Source organism: Pseudomonas sp. Eth.TT006, from assembly GCF_054456575.1.
This window is the reverse complement of sequence record NZ_JBTJEN010000004.1, coordinates 157,149-178,933: the sequence shown is the minus strand read 5'-3', so window position 1 is coordinate 178,933 and position 21,785 is coordinate 157,149. Positions and strand designations below refer to the sequence as shown.

Here is a 21,785-nt window from a genome sequence, read left to right as displayed (position 1 = left end):
GCTGAAGTATCGGTAGGGTTTCCGGAACTTGTCAACGCGACTTTTGGGGTAGATGACGGATGGCCAAATCCTGTCTCCTGTAGATGAATAATTTGTGGTGAGGGGATTTATCCCCGATGGGGTGCGCAGCAGCCCCCCCTTCATTTTCCACATAGAACGCTGGCAACTGCTGCGCAGTTGATCGGGGATAAATCCCCTCACCACAGGTATTGGTCGGTGACCGATTGGAGATCACAACAACGAAATCGGGTAGCTGATAAACACCCGGTTCTCATCGAACTCATTGCTGCTGAAGTCCCGGCGAATCGTCGCGTTGCGCCATCTCACATTAAGGTTTTTCAGCGCCCCGCTTTGCACGGTGTAGCCCAGTTCCGATTCGCGCCCCCATTCCTTGCCGTCGGTTATCGTCCCGGTGTGCACGTTGTCGCCGCTGATGTAGCGGTTCATCAGGGTCAGGCCGGGAATGCCGAGGGCGACGAAGTTGTAGTCGTGACGCAACTGCCAGGAGCGCTCTTTGGCGTTGTCATAACTGGCGTTGTAGCTGTCGTTGGCCAGGGTGCCGCCGCTGGTGCCGTTGACCCGCATCCAGCCGTCGTCGCCGGAGAGCTTTTGCAGGCCGAGATAAAACGTGTTGCCGCCGTATTTCGCCGAAAGCATGGCAAACGCGGTCTTGTTGTCGAGGTCGCCGGCCCGAGCGCTGCCATCTTCCTTGCCGGTGAAGAAGCCGAGGTTGGCGCCCAGGGTCCAGTCACCCAGCGGCTGCGAGTGGCTGAGGTTGAAATACTGCTGCTGGTAGATGTCGCTGAGTTCGGCGTACCACACCCCGATCAGGGTGCGCTTGTCGTTGAAGGTGTACTCGCCGCCGCCGAAGTTGAAGCGATCCGAGGTGAAGGCGCCGCGTCCGTTCATGGACATGTCTTCCATGCTCGCATCGTTGCGCGGGCTGTTGCCGCGAAACTGGCCGCCGTAGACGGTCAGGCCATTGATCTCGGTGGAGGTGATCTGTCCGCCGCGAAAAGTCTGCGGCAGCGAGCGGCCATCGTCCGAGCGCAGGATCGGCAGCACCGGCATCCACTCGCCGACCTTCAATTCAGTCTTCGACAGCCTGGTCTTTAGTGCCACGCCGAGACGGCCGAAATTGTCGGCCGGGCGTCCGTCATCGTGGATCGGCAGCAACTGCGTGCCGCCGGTGCCTTTGCCGCCGTCGAGCTTTTGCGAATACAGCCCGAGCACGTCAAGGCCGAAACCGACAGTGCCTTGGGTGAAACCGGATCGGGCGTCGAGAATGAAGTTCTGCGTCCACTCTTCAGCCTTGCCTTGCGGGTAAGCCGGGTTGACGAAGTTGCGATTGAAGTAGGCGTTGCGCAGGTTCAGCGTGGCTTTGCTGTCCTCGAGAAAGCCTTCGGCATCGGCGCCCATCGGCAGGGCGAGGGCGAGGCTGCTGCAGCCGATCAGGCTTAAAGTCGTACGTGGGCGAGTGGCGTAAAAGCGCGAAGGGCGGACGGAATTGCAGACGAGTGTGCTCACTGTGACGCTCCCTGTTTGACTTTTTGTTTTTATTATTTGTTATACGTCGTCGTACAACATCGCTGCGGATATTTCCTGCATTTTCAGGGAATGTCAACGGTGAGTTGTCAGACAAAACTGATCATCCTGTAGGAGCTGCGGCACGCTGCGATCTTTTGACTTTGATTTTTTAAGAACAAGATCAAAAGATCGCAGCGTGCCGCAGCTCCTACAGTGATTTGTGTTGTCCATGGGATGTGTGTTGCCAATGAATTTGCGGCAAACTTCACTCACCCCCCGCACAAGGCCTTTGAATGGATCGATACGCCCCGCGCGACTGGCAGCCACACGAGAAGCCCAGTCTGCCCGGTTCCCCCTCGACGCCGCTGCATTCCAGCCCCAAGCGCCTGGCCTATGCGCTGGTCGGGTTGCTGGTGGCGATCACCGGTGGCTTGGGCAACTCGCTGGTGGTTGCCAACCTGCCTTACCTGCAAGGCTCGCTGGGGGCGACCACGGCGGAGATGGCCTGGCTGCCGGCCGCGTACGTAATGACCAACGTGTCGATGAACCTGTTGCTGGTGAAGTTTCGCCAGCAGTTCGGCCTGCGCGCATTCACCGAGGTGTTTCTGGTGCTGTATGCGCTGGTGACCTTCGGCCATCTGTTCGTCAATGACCTGAGTTCGGCCATCGCGGTGCGCGCGGCCCACGGCATGGTCGGTGCGGCGCTGAGTTCGCTGGGTCTGTATTACATGATCCAGGCGCTCCCGGCCAAGTGGCGACTCAAGGCGCTGGTGCTCGGGTTGGGCGCTTCACAACTGGCGCTACCGCTGGCGCGACTGTTTTCCGAAGACCTGCTGCAAATCGCCGAATGGCGCGGCTTGTACCTGTTCGAACTGGGCCTGGCCTTGCTCTCGCTGGGCTGCGTGTTGCTGCTCAAATTGCCGCCGGGGGATCGCTTCAAAACCTTCGAACCGCTGGACTTTCTGACCTTCGCCATTCTCGCCAGCGGCGTGGCGCTGCTCTGTGCGGTGCTGTCGCTGGGGCGCATCGACTGGTGGCTGGAGGCGAACTGGATCGGCTACGCGCTGGCCGCGTCGATAGCGTTGATCCTTGCCGGCCTGGCGATCGAACACAATCGCAGCAACCCGATGCTGATGACCCGTTGGCTCGGCAGCGGCACGATGATCCGTCTGGCGCTGGCGGTGACCCTGATCCGCATGGTCACCTCGGAGCAATCCACCGGCGCCGTCGGTTTCATGCAGAACCTGAACATGGGCTACGAGCAGTTGCACAGCCTGTACGTGGTGATGCTGATCGGCAGCGTCGCCGGGTTGGCGACCAGTGCGCTGACCATCGATCCCAAGCACCTGCTGATGCCGCTGATCATCTCGCTGGCGTTGATGGCGACCGGCTCGGTGATGGACAGTTTTTCCAACAACCTGACGCGCCCGGCGAACCTGTATGTCAGCCAGTTCCTGCTGGCCTTCGGCAGTACGTTTTTCCTTGGCCCGACCATGGTTTTCGGCACCAGCAATGTGCTGACCAATCCGCGCAATCTGGTGAGTTTTTCGGTGCTGTTCGGGATCTGCAACAACCTCGGCGGCCTGCTCGGCGCGGCGCTGTTGGGCACGTTCCAGATCGCGCGCGAGAAATTCCATTCCAGTCACCTGGTCGAACACCTGACGCTGTCCGATCCGCTGGTCGCTGCGCGGGTGCAGAGCGGCGGCTCGGCGCTCGGCTCGGTATTGGCCGACCCGAGCCTGCGCAACCTGCAGGGCATTCGCAGTCTGGCAAATGCCGCGACCCGCGAAGCCAACGTGCTGGCCTATAACGATGTATTCATGCTGATTGCCGTGATTGCGGTGATGACCATGATCTGGCTGTCCATTCGTGCGCTGTGGCTGATGAGCACCACCAAAGCCGTCGCCCCAGCGCCTTCCGTTCCTCCTGGCGGTGCCTCCCATTCATGACCGAACCGACGACCACAACCACCAATGCCATCGCCGCCACCCCGGAAGGCGTGGCGCCGCCGTCCTCGCCGAACACCGAGCCGCGCTCGTTGCGGGTGCGGATCATCTCCTCGCTGGGTTTTGCCGCGATTGCCATCGTCGGCGTGCTGGTGGTGCTTTACGCTTGGCAACTGCCGCCGTTCAGCAGCGCGGTGGAAACCACCGAAAACGCCTTGGTGCGCGGGCAGGTGACGATCATCGGGCCGCAGCTCAGCGGCTACGTGTTCGAGGTGCCGGTGCAGGACTTCCAGTATGTGAAGGCTGGCGATTTGCTGGTGCGCCTGGACGACCGGATTTACCAGCAACGCCTCGATCAGGCGCTGGCGCAACTGGCGGTGCAGAAGGCCGGCCTGGCCAACGTGGTGCAGCAACGCAACAGCGCCGAAGCGACGATCAAATTGCGTCAGGCGGTGGTGGCCGACAGCGAAGCGCAATTGCGTAAAAGCGAGGCCGATCTGCGGCGTAACAAGGAGTTGGTGGGTGACGGCTCAGTGTCCAAACGCGAGATGGACGTAGCGCTGGCGGCCAATGCGCAGAGCATTGCGGCGGTGGCGCAAGCCAAGGCCAATCTGGAAATCGCCCGGCAGGATCTGCAAACGGTGATCGTCAATCGCGGTTCGCTGGAAGCCGCGGTGGCCAGCGCCGAAGCGGCGGTGCAACTGGCGCGGATCGACTTGTCCAACACCCGCATCCTCGCCCCGCGTGACGGCCAGCTCGGGCAGATCGGCGTGCGCCTCGGCGCCTACGTCAACTCCGGGGCGCAGCTGATGGCGCTGGTGCCGAACCAGAAATGGGTGATCGCCAACATGAAGGAAACCCAGATGGACAACGTGCGCGTCGGGCAGCCGGTGCGCTTTACCGTCGATGCCTTGAACCACCGCAAATTCACCGGCCACGTGCAGCACATCTCGCCCGGCACCGGCTCGGAGTTCGCTCTGCTGCAGGCGGATAACGCCACCGGCAACTTCGTCAAGATCGCCCAGCGGGTGCCGGTGCGGATCACCATCGATCCGGATCAGCAGGAAGAGGAACGGCTGCGTCCGGGGATGTCGGTGGTGGTCAGCATCGACACGGCGGCGGGTGATACACAGCCGCATTGATCAACACAAAACCTTGTGGGAGCTGGCTTGCCAGCGATGGCGGTGTGTCAGCAACAGATTTTTCGGATGTGCCGATGTCATCGCTGGCAAGCCAGCTCCCACAAGGGTAGTGGTTTTCAGGCAGCAATCATCGGCGGCAAAGTACCGAGCAGCGAGACCGCCGCCACAGCCCCAACCCCCAACAACCACTCCAGCACCACACTGCGCCTGAGCGCGCCCAGCCGCTGTTGGCCATCCTCAATCCGCAAGCGGTTGAACAACGCCAGCCCAAGCATGCCCAGCACCAGCGCAGCCTTGATCAGCAGAATCAGCGCAAACCCTGCGAACAGCGGCGTCGGCCACCACTGACCGGTGAGCACGCGCACGTTGATCAAGCCGCTGATCAGCAGGCCCGCCACCAGCCAGTAACCGACCCCACTGAAGCGTCGCAATACATCACGCGGCTCGCTCGGCTGGCGCAAGATCAGCACCAGCAGCAACAACCCGCCGAGCCACGCTGCCACGCACGTCAGGTGCACGATCTGGTTGAGGATCAGCAGTTGCCCGCTGCGGCCATCGAGCATCGCGCCATGCCCGACCGGCGCCAGCGTCGCCAACAGCAACGCAGCCAAACCAAGGCGCAACGGCGTGCTCGAACGCCACGGCGTGAACAGCAGCCCCAGCAACAACGCATTAAGCAGCAGATGCCAGCGCCAGACCTGCCCGAAAAACGTAGTGCCCAGCACCACGCCGAGAGTGTCGGCATCGAACGTGGCCGCTGTCGAGCCGGCCATGCTCGCGGTGATCAGCAGCGCCCAGACGATGCCGCTGACCAGCGCAATCGCCGCCAGCCAACGCGCGAGTGGTGCCAGTTGCCGATCCAGCGCCGGCGCCGGCGCCTCGAGCAGCAACGGCCGGAACAGCCAGGCGCCGAACAGCAGCAACACCACGCTGAAATGCACAAAGCGGCACAGTACCAGCGCTTCACTCATGAATTACTGGCCGACCTTGAACTGGTAGGCGCCTTCGCTCTTGTGCGTGTCGACCGACACCGCGTGCCATTCGACCTTGTATTCACCGGCGCCGAGCGGTGCAGCCGGGGTGACGATCAGGGTTTTTTTGTCGCCTTCGGTGGTCAGTGGCTTGAGCGCGACCGGGGCGCCGTCGTGGGTCACGGTGACTTTGGTGAAACTGGCTTCGACGCCTTCGGAGAAGGTCAGGCGCAGCTCCGCCGGTGCGGCGACGGTGCTGTCGGCGGCCGGAGTCTGGCTTTTCAGGTGGGCGTGGGCGAAAACCGAAGAGGCGGCGAACAGCGAGGCGAGCAGGGCAGTGGTGGTGAGGACGTTCTTCAACAGCATCGCGGATACCTCGGAGGCAGGAACAAAGAGGCGCCCAGTTTACTCATCCGCACGCGTCTGTACGAAGTTTCGTGGCAGCGGTCGCCCCGAGGCCAGAGCGGGTGCTAGTCTTGGGCAACGCTGTTGTCAGGGAGCCCACATGGGCAATCACAAGATCGAGATTCGTCGCAGCAACGTCGAGAAAATCCTCTTGGCGGCGGAAAAAGTCTTCGCCGAAAAAGGTTTCGGCGGCACCGCCATGGCCGATATCGCCGCCGAAGTGCAATTGCCGCGTTCCAACCTGCATTACTACTTTTCGACCAAGAGCGAGCTGTACAGCGCGGTGCTGTTCGACCTGCTGGAAGTGTGGAAACAGGATGCGCTGTGCTTCGAGATGTTCGACGACCCGCGGGTGGTGCTCAGCAGTTACATCCGCGCCAAGATGAACCACTCGCGCAGCCGGCCGTACGGTTCGAAAGTCTGGGCCAACGAGATCATCCACGGCGCACCGACCCTCGGCGAGGCGCTGGATGTCAGCCTGTACGACTGGGCAAAAATGAAGGAAGCGAAGATCCGCCAGTGGGTCGAAGACAAGCGGATCCTGCCGGTGGAACCGTCAAGCCTGCTCTACATGATCTGGGCTTCGACCCAGCATTACGCCGACTTCGATCACCAGGTGAATATTCTCAACGAGCACCAGCCGCTGTCGGACATGCAGTTCGAGCGGGCGGTGCAGACCGTGACCAGTGTGATATTGCGCGGGATCGGGTTGGAGCCTTGAGTCTTGTGGTGACGTGGAGGGCCCTTTCGCGGGCAAGCCCGCTCCCACAGGTTTTCGGGTTGTCCTCAAGTGTCATGTACACCAGAGGACCCTGTGGGAGCGGGCTTGCCCGCGAAGACGTCAGCTCAGTCGGCACATGCCTCAAGGTGAGACATGGTAGGGATTCCTCGGATCATGATTCCAGTCCAGAAACGGCTTGCCCGTCTCCATCGGCACCATCTCGATGCAATCCGCCACCGGGCAGGTGATCTGGCACAGGTTGCAGCCCACACACTCCTCATCGATCACTTGATATTTATGCGTTCCGTCCGCCTGCTTCAGGCTGCTGATCGCCTGGTGTGAAGTGTCTTCGCAGGCAATGTGGCAACGCCCGCAACCGATGCACGCGTCCTGATCGATTTTGGCGATCACCTGATAGTTGATGTCGAGGTACTTCCAGTCGGTGGTGTTGCCCACCGCGCGTCCGGAGAATTCGGCGATGTTGGCGTAGCCCTGACTGTCCATCCAGCGCGACAGGCCATCCTTCATGTCCTCGACGATCCGGAAACCGTGCAGCATCGCCGCCGTGCACACCTGCACCGCGCCGCTGCCCAGGGCGATGAACTCCGCGGCGTCGCGCCAGCTGCCGATGCCGCCAATGCCGCAGATCGGCAGGCCCTGAGTCTGCGGATCACGGGCAATCTCGGCGACCATGTTCAGCGCGATCGGTTTGACCGCCGAACCGCAATACCCGCCGTGGGTGCTTTTGCTGCCGACGGTGGGCAGGGCGACCATGTGTTCCAGATCGACGCTGGTGATCGAATTGATGGTGTTGATCAGCGACACCGCATCCGCACCACCGCGATGCGCGGCGCGGGCTGCGACCCGGATATCAGTGATGTTCGGCGTGAGTTTGACGATCACTGGCAGCGAGCAATAGGTCTTGCACCAGCGCGTCACTTGCTCGACATACTCCGGCACCTGGCCGACCGCCGCACCCATGCCGCGCTCGGGCATGCCGTGCGGGCAACCGAAATTCAGCTCGATGCCGTCGGCGCCGGTGGCTTCCACCAGCGGCAGGATGTGTTTCCACGATTCCTCCATGCACGGCACCATCAGCGAGACGATCAGCGCGCGGTCCGGCCAGTCTTTCTTGACCTGGGTGATCTCGCGCAGGTTGATCTCCAGCGAGCGGTCGGTGATCAGTTCGATGTTGTTGATGCCCAGCACTTCGCGGTTGTTGCCGTAGTGCGCCGAATAGCGCGACGAGACGTTGACCGCGGCCGGGTCCTCGCCGAGGGTTTTCCAGACCACGCCGCCCCAACCGGCCTCGAAGGCGCGGACCACGTTGTAGGCTTTGTCGGTCGGCGGCGCGGAGGCCAGCCAGAACGGATTGGGGGCTTTGATACCGGCGAAGACAATCGAGAGATCGGTCATTTACGCAGCCTCCACGTTGAGCATCAGTTGCGCGTTGATCGCCTCGGCGGCGAGTTTGCCATGCTGCACCGCTTGCACGGTGAGGTCCTGATCGAGGCTGGTGCAGTCGCCGCCGGCATACACCCCGGGGATGCTGGTGCGCAGATTTTCATCGACCTGAATCCGTTCGCCCTGACGCTTGAGTTCGCGGGCCAGCGGGTCGGAGAGGGCGCTGGTGTCGAAGGCCTGGCCGATGGCTTTGAAGATCGCATCGGCGGCCAGTTCGAAGGTTTCGCCCGTGGTTTGCAGGCGACCGTCGATCAGTTGCGTGCGGGCGAAGCGCATGCCGCGCACCCGGCCTTGCGCGTCGAGCAGCACTTCTTGCGGTTGTGCCCAGGTCAGCAGACGCACCTGATTGGCCTTGGCGATGTCCTGTTCGTGAGCAGTGGCGCCCATGTCCGCCGCGCCACGCCGGTATACCAGATTGACATCGCGGGCACCGAGGCGGGCCATTTGCACGGCCATGTCGATTGCGGTGTTGCCGGCGCCGAGGACGATGCAACGTTCGGCCAGTGGCAGTTGCGAAAGGTCATCGGCCTGGCGCAGTTCGCGGATGTAGTCGGTGGCGGCGAGCAGGCCGGGCGCGTCCTCGTGGGGCAGACCCAGTTGCTTGCTGGCGTTGAGGCCGAGGCCGAGGAAGACCGCGTCGAACTGCTGGTGCAATTCGCTGAGGGTCAGATTTTCGCCGAGTTTCTGCCCGTGGCGGATTTCGATGCCGCCGATCTGCAGGAGAAAATCCAGTTCCCTCTGCGCGTAGTCGTCGACCAGTTTGTACTTGGCGATCCCGTATTCATTGAGGCCGCCAGCCTTGTCCCGCGCTTCGAAAATCACCACGTCGTGCCCGTGCATCGCACTGCGATGCGCGCAGGACAAACCCGCCGGCCCGGCGCCAACCACGGCGATGCGTTTGCCGCTGCTGGCCGCACGCTGGAACGGGTGTTCGTTGAAGTGCGCGTTGTCCACGGCGTAGCGTTGCAGCAAACCGATCAGCACCGGCGCGCATTCCTGCGCGTTGTTGCGCACGCAGGCTTGCTGACAGAGGATTTCGGTCGGACAGACCCGCGCACAACTGCCGCCGAGGATATTGGCCGAGAGAATTTTCTGCGCCGCACCGGGCACGTTGTCCTGATGGATGTTGCGGATGAACGACGGAATATCGATCTCGCTCGGGCATGCGTTGACGCACGGCGCGTCGTAGCAATACAGGCAGCGCGAGGCCTCCAGCTGCGCCTGGCGGGCGTTGAGCGGCGGCGCCAGATCGGTGAAATGGCCGGCGAGGGCGGCCGCGCTTTCGTGCGGGTGCGGGAGATGGTTCAGGGTCTCGATCACGGTGGTGTGCCTCACGGTTCTGCCTCTGGCGGGCATTGGTCAATTCCCTGTAGGAGCTGCCGCAGGCTGCGATCTCTTTTAAGAGCAAGATCAAAAGATCGCAGCCTTCGGCAGCTCCTACAGGGGCATGCATTGCAAAAATGTGGGAGCGGGCTTGCTCGCGAAGGCCGAAGGCCTGGATTTCAGCGTTTCACAGCAGTCGGCTTATGCATCTCAGCCCGCTTGCTCAGCAAATCAAACACCGCCGGATACGCCGGCCGTTCGATGTAGCGCCCGGCGCCACGCTCGGCGCGCAGGTCGCCGTCGGCCCAGACCACTTTGCCCTGGCTGATGGTGTGGCTCGGCACGCCGCGCACGGTCTTGCCTTCGAAGATGTTGAAGTCCACCTGCTGATGGTGGGTCTTGGCGGAAATCGTGCGCGTGCCTTGCGGATCCCATAGCACCAGGTCGGCGTCGGCACCGACGCGAATCGAGCCTTTGCGCGGGTAGAGGTTGAAAATTTTCGCGGTGTGAGTGGAGGTGAGGCCGACAAAATCCTGCATCGACAACCGCCCGCTATTCACCCCCTCGTCCCACAACACGGCCATGCGATCTTCGATGCCGGCGGTGCCGTTGGGGATCTTGCTGAAGTCGTCACGTCCGGCGGCTTTTTGCTCGGCGCAGAAGCAGCAGTGATCGGTGGCGGTGGTGTGCAGATTGCCGCTTTGCAAGCCCTGCCAAAGCGCCTCTTGATGGCCGCGCGGACGGAACGGTGGGCTCATCACGTAACCGGCGGCGGTCTGCCAGTCCGGATGCTGATAGACGCTGTCGTCGAGCAGCAGATGCCCGGCCAGCACTTCGCCGTACACCGGTTGACCCTTGCTGCGCGCATAGGTGATTTCGTCGAGGGCTTCCTGGGTCGAAACGTGCACCAGGTACAACGGCGTGCCAATGGTTTCGGCAATCCGGATCGCCCGGCTCGCCGCTTCGCCTTCTACCTGCGACGGTCGCGACAGCGGATGCGCTTCCGGCCCGGTGATGCCCTGCGCCATCAACTTGCGTTGCAGGTGATAGACCAGCTCGCCGTTTTCCGCGTGCACGGTCGGCACGGCGCCGAGTTCCAGGCAGCGCTCGAAGCTCGCCACCAGCGTGTCGTCGGCGGCCATGATCGCGTTCTTGTAGGCCATGAAATGCTTGAAACTGTTGATCCCGTGATGACTGACCAGCTCGGCCATTTCCTCACGCACCTGCTCGCTCCACCAGGTGATTGCCACATGGAAGCCATAGTCCGACGCCGACTTCTCGGCCCAGCCACGCCACTGATGAAACGCCTCCATCAGTGACTGCTGTGGGTTGGGAATCACGAAGTCGATGATCGACGTGGTGCCGCCCGCCAGACCGGCAGCGGTGCCGCTGTAGAAGTCCTCACTGGCGACCGTGCCCATGAACGGGAGTTGCATGTGGGTGTGCGGGTCGATGCCGCCGGGCATCAGGTATTGTCCGCTGCCGTCGAGCACTTCGGCGCCGGCGGGAATATCCAGGTGTTCACCGATGGCTTTGATCACGCCGTCGGCGCAATAGACGTCGGCGCGATAACTTTCATCATGGGTAACAACGGTGGCGCCACGGATCAACAGAGACATTCCGAGTTCCTCGCAGGCATGACCGACTGGTGTCGGTTCTAGATGTTTTATTCAGGGGCAGCGTTGAATGGTGTATTCCTGTCAGCGCTGTCAGGAATAGAAGCTAGTCGCAGTTCTGTAATTGATCAAGATTATTTTTTCTAAGCTTATGACTGATTTAACTAGCTGAAAAATAACGATAAAAAATCAAAATCACCAAAATGGTGAGGCTGTTCACCATTTTGACGCACTTGACAGGATGGAAATATGAGCAAGATTTCCTATGTGAAATCAGCCGCTTGAAGTTGAGCTGCGATTGATCGCGCAGGATAAAAATAATTGCAGTGCACCAGATTGAGTCCTGACAGTTCGAACAACTTGGCAAACGTTTAGCCTGAGCGTGCAGACAAGTTTTCGCGGACTCATTCGGTGAATAATTAAAATCGAGCAATATCAGAAAGTTGCAATGTAGTTGAACCATGGCCCTGACGTTAAACGGAGTACCCGGCACGTTTATTGATGCCGCCGCTGACACCATGGCCGGTGCACTAAAGTTGTCAGTTCCTCCGGCCATCGTCCGGCTCGCACCCTGGTGTGCAGCCGCCTGATGAGCAAAAAATAATCAGAAGAACAGTGGAGCGGCCATGCAACAGAACAGATCGCAAGTGACCGAGCGCGACGGCTTGTTCGAACTCGAAGCCGGCAGCGACGTCCTCGACAGTCCCCGTTACAACCACGACATGGCACCGACCAGGGTGCGCGAACGAACCTGGAACAAATGGCACATCACCGCGCTGTGGGTCGGCATGTCGGTGTGCGTGCCGACCTACACCCTCGGCGGCGTGCTCACCGCATATTTCGGCCTGAGCGTCGGCGAGGCGCTGATGGCGATTCTGCTGGCCAACGTCATCGTGCTGATCCCGCTGACGCTCAACGCCTTTCCCGGCACCAAGTACGGCATTCCATTTCCGGTGTTGCTGCGTTCGTCATTCGGCGTGCTCGGCTCCAACGTGCCGTGTCTGATTCGTGCGCTGGTGGCCTGTGGCTGGTTCGGTATCCAGACCCTGTTTGGCGGGCTGGCGATTCACCTGTTTCTCGGCTCGGTGTTCGACGGCTGGAAATCCCTTGGTGGTACCGGCGAGGTGATCGGCTTCATGATTTTCTGGGCGCTGAACCTGTGGGTGGTGATCCGTGGCGCCGAGTCGATCAAGTGGCTGGAAACCCTGTCCGCACCGCTGCTGGTGGCGGTGGGCATCGGTCTGCTGGTGTGGGCGATGCCCAATGTGTCGATGACCGAGCTGCTGGCTATTCCACCCAAGCGTCCGGAAGGCGCCAGTGTGGTGAGTTACTTCGCTGCCGGGCTGACGGCGATGGTCGGTTTCTGGGCCACGCTGTCGCTGAACATTCCTGACTTCAGTCGCTACGCCAAGAGCCAGAAAGACCAGATCCTCGGACAGATTTTCGGCCTGCCGCTGACCATGTTTCTGTTCGCCTCGCTGGGGGTGGTGATGACCGCCGCCTCGGTGAAACTGGTCGGTGTCACCGTGTCCGATCCGGTCAGCCTGATCGGCCACATTCAGAGCCCGGTGTGGGTGGCGGTGGCCATGGCGCTGATCATCATCGCCACGCTGTCGACCAACACAGCGGCGAACATTGTCTCGCCAACCAACGACTTCCAGAACATCGCGCCCAAGGTGATCAACCGTACCAAAGCGGTGTTGCTCACTGGTTTCGTCGGGCTGGCGCTGATGGCTCATGAGTTGCTGAAAAAGCTCGGGCTGATCGTGTCCGATGTCAGCCTGGAGACCGTGTATTCCAACTGGTTGCTCGGTTATTCCAGCCTGCTCGGGCCGATCGCCGGGATCATGGTGGTGGACTATTTCCTGATCAAGAAACAGCAACTGGACCTCGCCGGGCTGTACCGCGACGACGTGTACCCGGCGTGGAACTGGGCCGGCTTTGTCGCGTTCGGCGTGCCGGTGGTGCTGACCCTGTTGTCGCTGGGCAGCGATGCGTTCAGCTGGTTCTACAGCTACGGCTGGTTCACCGGCTCGGCGCTGGGCGGGGTGATTTATTACGGGCTGTGCGTGATGCGGGCGCAGCCTTCTGCCGTGAAAACAGCGGTGTAAATGCGGGCCTCTTCGCGAGCAAGCCCGCTCCCACAGGTGAACGCATTCCAAATGTGGGAGCGGGCTTGCTCGCGAAGACGGCTTCCAATACCCACAAGAACTGCCTGAAGAAACTCATAAGAAATTGCCTGAGGAGATCCCCATGAACGCAGCCGCAAACGTTCTGCAATCCACCCATCAGCACATCAACCGCGATCGCCTCTGGGCCTCGCTCATGGAGCTGGCCAAACTCGGCGCTACGGTCAAGGGCGGGGTCTGTCGCCTGGCCCTGACCGACCTCGATCGCCAGGCCCGCGACCTGTTCGTGCAATGGTGCAAGGACGCCGGCTGCAGCGTCACGGTGGATCAGGTCGGCAACATCTTCGCCCGCCGTCCGGGGCGCAATCCCGACCTGCCGCCGGTGATGACCGGCAGCCACATCGACACCCAGCCCACCGGCGGCAAGTTCGACGGCTGCTTCGGTGTGCTCGCCGGCGTCGAAGTGCTGCGCACGTTGAATGACCTCGGCGTGGAAACCGAAGCGCCGCTGGAAGTGGTGGTCTGGACCAACGAAGAAGGCTCACGCTTCGCCCCGTGCATGATGGGCTCCGGGGTGTTCGCCGAGAAATTCACCCTCGAAGAAACCCTGGCCAAGGTCGATGCCGAGGGCGTCACCGTTGGCGAAGCGCTCAACGCCATCGGCTATGCCGGGCCGCGTCAGGTCAGCGGGCACAAGGTCGGCGCGTATTTCGAAGCGCACATTGAGCAAGGCCCGATCCTCGAAGACGAACAGAAAACCATCGGCGTGGTGCTCGGCGCTCTGGGGCAGAAGTGGTTCGACCTGAAACTGCGCGGTGTCGAAGCCCACGCCGGCCCGACGCCGATGCACCTGCGCAAGGACGCGCTGGTCGGCGCCTCGGTCATTGTCGGTGCGGTCAATCGCGCCGCCCTCGGCCATCAACCCCACGCCTGCGGCACGGTCGGTTGCCTGCAAGCCTATCCCGGCTCGCGCAACGTAATCCCCGGCGAAGTGCGCATGACCCTCGACTTCCGCCATCTGCAACCGGCGCGTCTGGATTCGATGATCGCCGAAGTGAAACAGGTGATCGACGCCACCTGCGAAGAAAACGGCCTGACCTACGAACTGACCCCGACCGCCGACTTCCCGCCGCTGTACTTCGAACAAGGCTGCGTCGAAGCCGTGCGCGGCGCGGTGCAAGGCTTGGGGCTGTCGCACATGGACATCGTCAGCGGTGCTGGCCACGACGCGATCTTCCTCGCCGAACTTGGCCCGGCCGGGATGATCTTCGTACCGTGCGAGGGCGGCATCAGCCACAACGAAATCGAGAACGCCGCGCCGGACGATCTGGCCGCCGGGTGTGCGGTGTTGTTGCGGGCGATGCTGGCGGCTTCGGCGACGGTGGCTGCGGGGCAACGGGCGGCTTGAAGATCAAAAGATCGCAGCCTGCGGCAGCTCCTACAGTTGGATTGCATTCGACCTGTAGGAGCTGCCGCAGGCTGCGATCTTTTGCGTTTTATGCTTTCAGGCCCTGGCGTCGTTCATTGCCATCAGGTCCACCCACATCCAGCAGCCTCCGTTCCAGCAGCACCTTTTCAAGTGCCTGCCGTTCTTTCGGCGCCATTTGGTGTTCGCGCTTCTTCAGCTCCAGCAGAATCGGGCTGGACCATGCGCGGTAGCGTTTTTCAATATGACGGGTCATCAGTCTCTCCTTGATCAAGAGCCCGGTGTGACTGGCAGGGGCTCAATCCGATGAGGGGATAAGGTTAGCCGACAAACCCTGAAGTCGCGAATGGACCCGGCAACGATCACGCGCGCCTGCGGTCGTACTCTTCACACGTGCATTCCCTGTGGAGATCCAATGAGCCAGGAAGTCCTCACTCGCGAAACCAATCGTCGGCAGTTGCAGCAGATCATCGCCGGGCTGTCCGACGGGGTGATTCTGCTTGAACTCGATCAGAGCATTCTCTGGGCCAATGAAGCGGCGTTGGCCATGCACGGCGTCAGTCGGATCGGTGAGTTGGGCAGCAACGCCGAGGAGTACGCCAAACGCTTCACCCTGCGTTATCGCAACAATCACCTGTTGCCACCGGAGAACTACCCGATCAGCCGTGTCGCGCGTTGCGAGGTGTTCGGCGACGTGCTGATCGAAGTCTTCGCTGCGGACGATCCCGAGCGGGTCTGGGTGCACAGCGTGCGCAGCATGGTGCTGACCGACCGCGATGGGCAGCCGGAGTCGCTGGTGCTGATCATGAGCGACGTCACCGACTGGGCCAACGCCGAGCAGCGCTTCGAAAAAACCTTCAATGCCAACCCGGCGCCGGCGGTCATCTGCCGCCTCAGCGACTTGCGCTATATCAAGGTCAATCCGGGGTTTCTGGAGATGACCGGGTATACCCGCGATCAAGTGATTGGCACTTCGGCCTACGAAATCGACATCTTCGAACAGGCCGAGCGCAGGGACCTGGCGATCCAGCGCCTGCGCGACGTGGCGACCATTCCGCAGATGCAGGCCGAACTGCGCCTGCCTGATGGCGGCAGCAAACAAGTGATCGTCGCCGGGCAGCCGCTGGTACTCAACGATGAAGATTGCATGCTGTTTTCCTTTGTCGACATGGAGATGCGACACCGGGCCGAAGTGGCGCTGCGCGAGAGTGAAGAGCGCTTCGCCAAGGCTTTCCGCCTGACCCCGGTGCCGATTCTGATTTGCAGCGCCGACGAGCAGCAGGTGATCGATGTCAACCAGGCGTTCCTCGACACTTTGGCGTATGAAAGTGACGACGTCATCGGCAAAACCGTGACGCAGCTGAATTTCATCGACGGCGATGGCGCCCGGGCGCGGCTGCTGACCGCGCTGGAAAAAAACGGTCGGCTGGACCGGATTGATGTGCGGGTGCGCAAGAAGGGCGCGGACCTGCTGGAGTGCGCGGTGTCCGCCGACACCGTGAACATTCATGACACCCCGTGTTATCTGCTGGTGCTGATGGACATCACCGAGCGCAAGCGCACTGAGCTTGAGCTGGTGACGGCGATCGAGGAGGTGATGAAAGACACCTCATGGTTCAGCCGTACGCTGATCGAAAAACTGGCCAATGTGAAGAAGGTCAACTCGCCGCAACTGCCGAGCATGTCGTTCACCGACCTTACGGCGCGGGAGCGCGATGTGTTGGGGCTGATCTGTGAAGGGCTGGCCGACAAGGAGATCGCCGCGCGGCTGAAACTGGCGCCGAACACCGTGCGCAATCATGTGGCGACGGTGTATTCCAAGCTCGATGTGCACAGTCGCAGCGAGGCGATTGTCTGGGCCCGCGAGCGGGGGCTGTTCTCCGGTGAGCGTGGCGCCAAAGGGCAGCGATAGGTGCAAATGCACTAGTCGAGCCGGTGCAAATGGAGGTGTTGGCGGGCGGGGGCTGTTCTTAGTCTGTTGGGGTGCGACACGAGCCATCCGGTTCGGGGTCGTGCTCCCTTCGAAACAGCTAAAGGAACAGCCTCAATGATGAATCTTGCGCAGTTGCGCACGCGCCTTGAGCAGAGTTTTGCGCCGTTGGCGTGTGAGTGCTCGGTGGATGGCGATCATTCGCTGACGGTGAAGCTGTATCACCGGGAAACGGGGCAGGTGGATCTGGTGATCAGTGGGTTGAAGCTCGATGCGTTGCGCACGCCCGAGGCGGTGGCGGCGTTGGTTGATGAGTTGCGGTATGAGTTGGAGATTACTGCTTTGCGGTCGGCGCGGGATCCGGATCTGGTTTAGGTTTTTCGGGTTTTTCGGGTTTTGGTTTTTGGGGTGGATCCGTTGCTGCGGGTGCTGCTGATTACGGTTTCGCCCTTACGGCGACTCACTTTTTTTACAAACGCCTAAAAAAAGTAAGCAAAAAAACGCTTGCCCCAACGTTCGGCCCTCGCCGTGGCTCGGGTTCCTTCGCTCCGGGATCCATCCGGGGGCATCGCCTACGGTTTGCTTCGCTGCACCTCCTCTCGATGCATTTGGCTGCGCCAAACGGTCGCTGCGCTCCCACCCCCGGATCAATCCCTCCACTCAGCCTGCCGACGGGGCCGGTGGATCAAGATCAAGAGCTGCAGCCGAGCTAACGCTCATCCTGTTGAGTGGTGAAAAGCGGATGCTCTCTGCTTTGGCTTTTCTGTAGGAGTGAGCCTGCTCGCGATGGCGGCCTGACAGCCGACCAGTCTTTCTGACCTTGCACAATCCCCTGTAGGAGCTGCCGAAGGCTGCGATCTTTTGATCTGCTTCGGCTCTGGCTTTCGATCCTCACCATCCCCCTTGATCCCACTGGCACTTACAGACCACTCAACTATAAAGAATAAGTAATCAGGCCTTCAGTCACGCGTCGCTGTTGCGCGCGTCGGCGGAAGTGGCTTCTTCCTTTATCGCGGGTCGTCCTATGAATCATCCTGGGAAACGCGTGTACCTTCGTTTGTCGCTGGTGTTCTCTGTCGCGCTGCTCAGCGCCTGCGCCAGTCCTCCGCCACCACCTCCTGCTGCACCTCCACCTGCGCCGGTGCGAACCTGCCAGACCCTGGAAGACACTCAGGTGGCGGGCGATATGTATATGGACGGGCAGGTCACTCGGCATATCACCACCACTCGCTGTGTCACCCAGTAGCGTGGGACGGCGTTTGCGTTGAGGGCGCGGGTCGAGCGGGTTGTGCTGGTGGCGGATCTGGCCGGTACGGCGGTGTTTGCCATTGAGGGCGCGATTGCCGCGATGCAGGCGCAGCTGGATCTGCTCGGGGTGATGGTGATTGCGTTCATCGTTGCTCTTGGCGGCGGGGTGACGCGTGATCTGTTGATCGGCGCGACGCCGCCGAATGCCGTGGCGGATTGGCGCTACCCGGCGTTGGCGTTTGCCATGGGCGGGTTGGCGTTCGTTTTTCATCAGCAGGTGTTGGGCTGGTCCGGTTCGACGCTGATCGTGCTCGATGCGGCGGGGCTGGCGTTGTTTGCCGTGGCTGGTGCGCAGAAGGCGTTGAATTTCGGGATCTCGCCGTTTGTGGCGATGCTTATGGGCACCATCACCGGGGTCGGTGGCGGGGTGCTTCGCGACATTGTGCTGGCGCGGGTGCCGGTGGTGTTGCAGGCGGATCTGTATGCGAGTTCGGCGTTTATAGGTGCGGCGGTGTTGATCGTCGGGCGACGTTGCGGCGTGTCACCGGTGGCGGCGGCGTTGCTGGCGGGGGCGGCTTGCTTACTGTTGCGGTTGTTGTCGGTGCACTTCGGCTGGCAGTTGCCCAAGGTCATCGTCTGATAAAGAACCCTGTAGGAGCTGCCGCAGGCTGCGATCTTTTGATCTTGATCGGAAAAGTCAAAGTCAAAAGATCGCAGCCTTCGGCAGCTCCTACAGAGACATGATCAGTTCAGAATTCCCGCAAGATCAGGACAGAAACCCACCATCCACATTCAGCGAAACCCCGGTGGTGTAGCTCGACGCATCGCTCGCCAGGTACAGCACCGCGCCGGCCATTTCACTTGGATCGGCCACGCGCTTGAGCGGGATCTGGGTCAGCGCCTGTTTGAGGATCGCGTCATTCTTTACCAGAGCCGAAGCGAACTTGGTGTCGGTCAGGCCCGGCAGCAGGGCGTTGCAGCGGATGCCGAATTGCGCGCATTCCTTGGCGAAGACTTTGGTCATGTTGATCACGGCGGCCTTGGTTACCGAGTAGATGCCCTGGAACACACCCGGTGAAATGCCGTTGATCGACGCGACGTTGATGATGCTGCCACCACCGTTTTCGCGCATCAGCTTGCCGGCTTCCACCGACATGAAGAAGTAGCCACGGATGTTCACGTCGACAGTCTTCTGGAAGGCGCCGAGGTCGGTGTCCAGCACATTGCAGAACTGCGGGTTGGTCGCGGCGTTGTTGACCAGAATATCCAGGCGGCCGAACTGTTCCTTGATTCCGGCGAACACCTGGCTGATCTGTTCCATTTCACCGATGTGACAGGCCACGGCGGTGGCTTTGCCGCCGGCGGCAATGATCGCGTCGGCCACATGCTGGCAGCCTTCGAGTTTGCGGCTCGAGACGATCACGTGGGCGCCTTGCTGGGCCAGCAGTTTGGCGATGGCTTCACCGATGCCGCGGCTGGCGCCGGAGACGAATGCGATTTTGCCGTCGAGGTCGAACAACTGAGTCTTGGACATGGGGGTTCCTTGGGGTGGGCCGTCAGAGGCTCGATTTCGCGATGACCTGCAGGCTCATCTGCTCCAGCAGTTTGTTCATGTGAATGAACTGTGCGAAGCGTTTGTCCTGGGTCTGGCCGTGATAGAAGCGGTAGTAGATCTGCTGCACGATGCCGGCCAGACGGAACAGGCCGTAGGTGTAATAGAAGTCGAAGTTGTCGATCTGGATGCCCGAGCGCTCGGCGTAGTAGTCGACGAACTCGCGGCGGGTCAGCATGCCCGGGGCGTGGCTCGGCTGGCGGCGCATCAGTTGCACCGGTGCCGGGTCGCCGGCTTCGATCCAGTAGGCGAGGGTGTTGCCCAGGTCCATCAGCGGATCGCCGAGGGTGGTCAGCTCCCAGTCGAGTACGCCGATGATCTGCATCGGGTTGTCCGGGTCGAGGATCACGTTGTCGAAGCGGTAGTCGTTGTGCACGATGCTCGAGGTCGGATGATCGGCCGGCATCTTGTCGTTGAGCCAGGCCTTGACCTGATTCCAGTGCGGCGCATCCGGGGTCAGGGCTTTTTCGTAGCGCTCGCTCCAGCCCTTGATCTGACGGGCGACGTAGCCTTGCGGCTTGCCCAGATCGCCGAGGCCGCAGGCGTTGTAGTCGACCCGGTGCAGTTCGACCAGACGGTCGATGAAACTCTTGCACAACGCTTCGGTTTTCGCCGCATCAAGGCCCAGTTCCGGTGGCAGCTCTGAGCGCAGGATGATGCCCTTGACCCGTTCCATCACGTAAAACTCGGCGCCGATCACCGATTCATCGGTGCAGTGCACGTAGGCTTTTGGGCAATAGGGGAAACCGTCGCGCAGCTGATTGAGGATGCGAAATTCGCGGCCCATGTCATGGGCGGATTTGGCCTTGTGGCCGAACGGTGGCCGGCGCAGCACGAACTCCTGCTGCGGGTATTCCAGAAGATAAGTCAGGTTCGACGCACCACCGGGAAACTGGCTGATCGCAGGCAAGCCGCTCAGGCCCGGAATGTGCGCTTTGAGGTACGGATCGATCACGTTGGCGTCGAGTTCTTCGCCAGAGCGGATCCGGGTGGACTGGTCAGTAAGCGCCATGCTTATCCCTTCTGCTTATTTTGGAGGCCAGACATCATTGGCTAATCTAATGGTGCGCTCGGGCGGTCACAAGCGCGGGTCGGTCTTATAGGTTAGCGTGTTGCACGATAATCACCTTCGGGAATGTGCGCGGCAGGCGCTGGGCGACTAAGGTTTAGCGGGTATGCCGTGTTCAGCAAGGAGCTTTGAAATGGGCTGCCCGCAAGTCTGTGCCAGCGCCACCCTGCAATGCAGTTTCGGCGCCGCCCCGGCGGTGCTCAACGTACTGCCGGTCAATCGCACGCTGACCGGCGGCATGCCGGCGGCGAACATCATGGACCATATCCCGCTGGTCAATATTCTGCCGTTCGGGGTGTGCATGAGCATGGCCAATCCGATGGTGGCGGCGGCGACCGCAGCGGCCCTGGGCGTGCTGACGCCGATGCCGTGCATTCCGGCGACGGCTACTCCGTGGATTCCTGGCGGTGCGCCGACATTGTTATTGGGCGGGATGCCGGCGATCGATGCCAACAGCACCTTGATGTGCAACTGGGCGGGGGTGATCAAGATTGTGATGCCGGGGCAGATGCAGATGTTGATTCCCTGACCTGACCCTTGACCATCCTGTAGGAGCTGCCGAAGGCTGCGATCTTTTGACTTTGATTTTCAAAAACAAGATCAAAAGATCGCAGCCTTCGGCAGCTCCTACAGGGGAATGCATTTCAACAGGGGAATGTGGGAGCGGGCTTGCTCGCGAAGGGGCCAGTCCTGGTAAAAAGAAAACCCTCAAGCCTGCTGCGGATCCATCCACCGCTGATACCACCAACGCACCCGCGAAATCGGCTTGCCATCCGCCCTCAGCGGCCGGCCATCCTCGGCGAACCCGGTTTCCGGCTCCATCAATTGCCCGTTCAGATACCGCGCTTCTGCCGCTGGTTTGCCATTCGCATGAAAACGCTGATAACGCCCCTCACGCACGCCATCGCGGTAAAACTCCGCTTCAGCCACCTGTCCATCAGCAAAGTAATTGAACGCCTCGCCATGCAGCAGCCCGCGCCGATACGTGGCCTTGCGCTGCAACCAACCCTCGGCTGAAAAGAAACTTGCGACGCCTTGCAGTTTGTCGTGCACAAACGGCATCTGCGCTGAAACCTTGCCGTTGGGGTGATACAGCAGCGACGGGCCCTGCAATTGACCCTGGCAGTAATTGAGCTCGGCCTGCTTGCGGCCGTCGTCCTCGATCTGCAGCGCGCCATCGAGTTGGCCATCCTGCAGACGGCCCTTGAGGTGTTTGTCATCCTGCTGCAAATCCAGCTGTGTGGTCGCCATGGCTT

The 21,785-nt window shown here is 61.2% G+C and carries 19 protein-coding genes; 9 read left to right on the top strand and 10 right to left on the bottom strand.

Annotation, left to right across the window (positions count from 1 at the left end; translation table 11 throughout):
• Positions 1-231: 231 nt before the first annotated feature.
• Positions 232-1,527, bottom strand: coding sequence for an OprD family porin (locus ACXR0M_RS08510; protein ID WP_458831486.1), 1,296 nt, complete (start codon positions 1,525-1,527; stop codon positions 232-234).
• Between the two features lie 293 nt (positions 1,528-1,820).
• On the opposite strand from ACXR0M_RS08510, the gene ACXR0M_RS08505 reads away from it, so the two are divergent.
• The gene (locus ACXR0M_RS08505; protein WP_458831485.1) at positions 1,821-3,476 is read left to right on the top strand and encodes an MFS transporter; all 1,656 of its coding nucleotides are present in this window, start codon (positions 1,821-1,823) and stop codon (positions 3,474-3,476) included.
• Positions 3,473-4,615, top strand: a complete 1,143-nt coding sequence (locus ACXR0M_RS08500; RefSeq protein WP_458831484.1) for an HlyD family secretion protein — start codon at positions 3,473-3,475, stop codon at positions 4,613-4,615. Before ACXR0M_RS08505 ends, ACXR0M_RS08500 begins: the two co-directional genes overlap by 4 nt.
• Before the next feature lie 116 nt (positions 4,616-4,731).
• On the opposite strand, the gene copD is transcribed toward ACXR0M_RS08500, so the two are convergent.
• Together copD and copC are read right to left on the bottom strand one after the other, a co-directional pair.
• Positions 4,732-5,586 carry a copper homeostasis membrane protein CopD gene (gene copD, locus ACXR0M_RS08495; RefSeq protein ID WP_458831483.1) on the bottom strand — a complete coding sequence of 285 codons (855 nt, stop codon included), beginning with the start codon at positions 5,584-5,586 and terminating at the stop codon, positions 4,732-4,734.
• Between the two features lie 3 nt (positions 5,587-5,589).
• Positions 5,590-5,952 carry a copper homeostasis periplasmic binding protein CopC gene (gene copC, locus ACXR0M_RS08490; protein WP_458831482.1) on the bottom strand — a complete coding sequence of 121 codons (363 nt, stop codon included), beginning with the start codon at positions 5,950-5,952 and terminating at the stop codon, positions 5,590-5,592.
• 139 nt (positions 5,953-6,091) lie between these two features.
• Between copC and ACXR0M_RS08485 the strand changes: the two genes are divergently transcribed.
• Entirely contained in the window at positions 6,092-6,712 is a 621-nt protein-coding gene (locus ACXR0M_RS08485; RefSeq protein ID WP_038365564.1) for a TetR/AcrR family transcriptional regulator, read from the top strand.
• A 141-nt stretch (positions 6,713-6,853) separates the two neighbouring features.
• Here the strand turns inward: ACXR0M_RS08485 and preA are convergent, their stop codons facing one another.
• The 3 genes from preA to hydA form a co-directional block, all read right to left on the bottom strand.
• Positions 6,854-8,128: an NAD-dependent dihydropyrimidine dehydrogenase subunit PreA gene (gene preA / locus ACXR0M_RS08480; RefSeq protein WP_458831481.1), complete on the bottom strand. Its 1,275-nt coding sequence runs from the start codon at positions 8,126-8,128 to the stop codon at positions 6,854-6,856.
• Complete coding sequence (locus ACXR0M_RS08475; protein WP_458831675.1) at positions 8,129-9,496, bottom strand: NAD(P)-dependent oxidoreductase; 1,368 nt, start codon at positions 9,494-9,496, stop codon at positions 8,129-8,131.
• Positions 9,497-9,678: 182 nt separating this feature from the next.
• A complete protein-coding gene (gene hydA, locus ACXR0M_RS08470) occupies positions 9,679-11,118 on the bottom strand; it encodes a dihydropyrimidinase (RefSeq protein ID WP_458831480.1) in 1,440 nt (479 codons plus the stop codon).
• A 623-nt stretch (positions 11,119-11,741) separates the two neighbouring features.
• On the opposite strand from hydA, the gene ACXR0M_RS08465 reads away from it, so the two are divergent.
• Together ACXR0M_RS08465 and ACXR0M_RS08460 are read left to right on the top strand one after the other, a co-directional pair.
• The gene (locus ACXR0M_RS08465; protein WP_458831479.1) at positions 11,742-13,226 is read left to right on the top strand and encodes an NCS1 family nucleobase:cation symporter-1; all 1,485 of its coding nucleotides are present in this window, start codon (positions 11,742-11,744) and stop codon (positions 13,224-13,226) included.
• 142 nt (positions 13,227-13,368) lie between these two features.
• Entirely contained in the window at positions 13,369-14,652 is a 1,284-nt protein-coding gene (locus ACXR0M_RS08460) for a Zn-dependent hydrolase (RefSeq protein ID WP_458831478.1), read from the top strand.
• 88 nt (positions 14,653-14,740) lie between these two features.
• Here ACXR0M_RS08460 and ACXR0M_RS08455 read toward each other — a convergent pair whose 3' ends face one another.
• Positions 14,741-14,926 carry a hypothetical protein gene (locus tag ACXR0M_RS08455; RefSeq protein WP_458831477.1) on the bottom strand — a complete coding sequence of 62 codons (186 nt, stop codon included), beginning with the start codon at positions 14,924-14,926 and terminating at the stop codon, positions 14,741-14,743.
• 159 nt (positions 14,927-15,085) lie between these two features.
• Here ACXR0M_RS08455 and ACXR0M_RS08450 point away from each other — a divergent pair, with 159 nt between their 5' ends.
• The 3 genes from ACXR0M_RS08450 (at position 15,086) to ACXR0M_RS08440 (ending at position 18,488) form a co-directional block, all read left to right on the top strand.
• The gene (locus ACXR0M_RS08450; protein WP_458831476.1) at positions 15,086-16,582 is read left to right on the top strand and encodes a helix-turn-helix transcriptional regulator; all 1,497 of its coding nucleotides are present in this window, start codon (positions 15,086-15,088) and stop codon (positions 16,580-16,582) included.
• A gap of 135 nt (positions 16,583-16,717) precedes the next feature.
• On the top strand, positions 16,718-16,975 hold the full coding sequence (locus tag ACXR0M_RS08445; protein ID WP_458831475.1) for a DUF1652 domain-containing protein: 258 nt from the start codon (positions 16,718-16,720) through the stop codon (positions 16,973-16,975).
• A gap of 889 nt (positions 16,976-17,864) precedes the next feature.
• Positions 17,865-18,488, top strand: coding sequence for a trimeric intracellular cation channel family protein (locus ACXR0M_RS08440; RefSeq protein WP_458831474.1), 624 nt, complete (start codon positions 17,865-17,867; stop codon positions 18,486-18,488).
• Positions 18,489-18,614: 126 nt separating this feature from the next.
• Here ACXR0M_RS08440 and ACXR0M_RS08435 read toward each other — a convergent pair whose 3' ends face one another.
• The gene (locus ACXR0M_RS08435) at positions 18,615-19,382 is read right to left on the bottom strand and encodes an SDR family oxidoreductase (protein ID WP_007965755.1); all 768 of its coding nucleotides are present in this window, start codon (positions 19,380-19,382) and stop codon (positions 18,615-18,617) included.
• Between the two features lie 22 nt (positions 19,383-19,404).
• Complete coding sequence (locus ACXR0M_RS08430) at positions 19,405-20,472, bottom strand: phosphotransferase family protein (protein ID WP_458831473.1); 1,068 nt, start codon at positions 20,470-20,472, stop codon at positions 19,405-19,407.
• Between the two features lie 190 nt (positions 20,473-20,662).
• On the opposite strand from ACXR0M_RS08430, the gene ACXR0M_RS08425 reads away from it, so the two are divergent.
• Positions 20,663-21,058: a DUF4280 domain-containing protein gene (locus ACXR0M_RS08425; RefSeq protein WP_025111444.1), complete on the top strand. Its 396-nt coding sequence runs from the start codon at positions 20,663-20,665 to the stop codon at positions 21,056-21,058.
• 179 nt (positions 21,059-21,237) lie between these two features.
• Here the strand turns inward: ACXR0M_RS08425 and ACXR0M_RS08420 are convergent, their stop codons facing one another.
• Positions 21,238-21,780, bottom strand: coding sequence for a toxin-antitoxin system YwqK family antitoxin (locus ACXR0M_RS08420; RefSeq protein WP_458831472.1), 543 nt, complete (start codon positions 21,778-21,780; stop codon positions 21,238-21,240).
• Positions 21,781-21,785 lie beyond the last annotated feature (5 nt).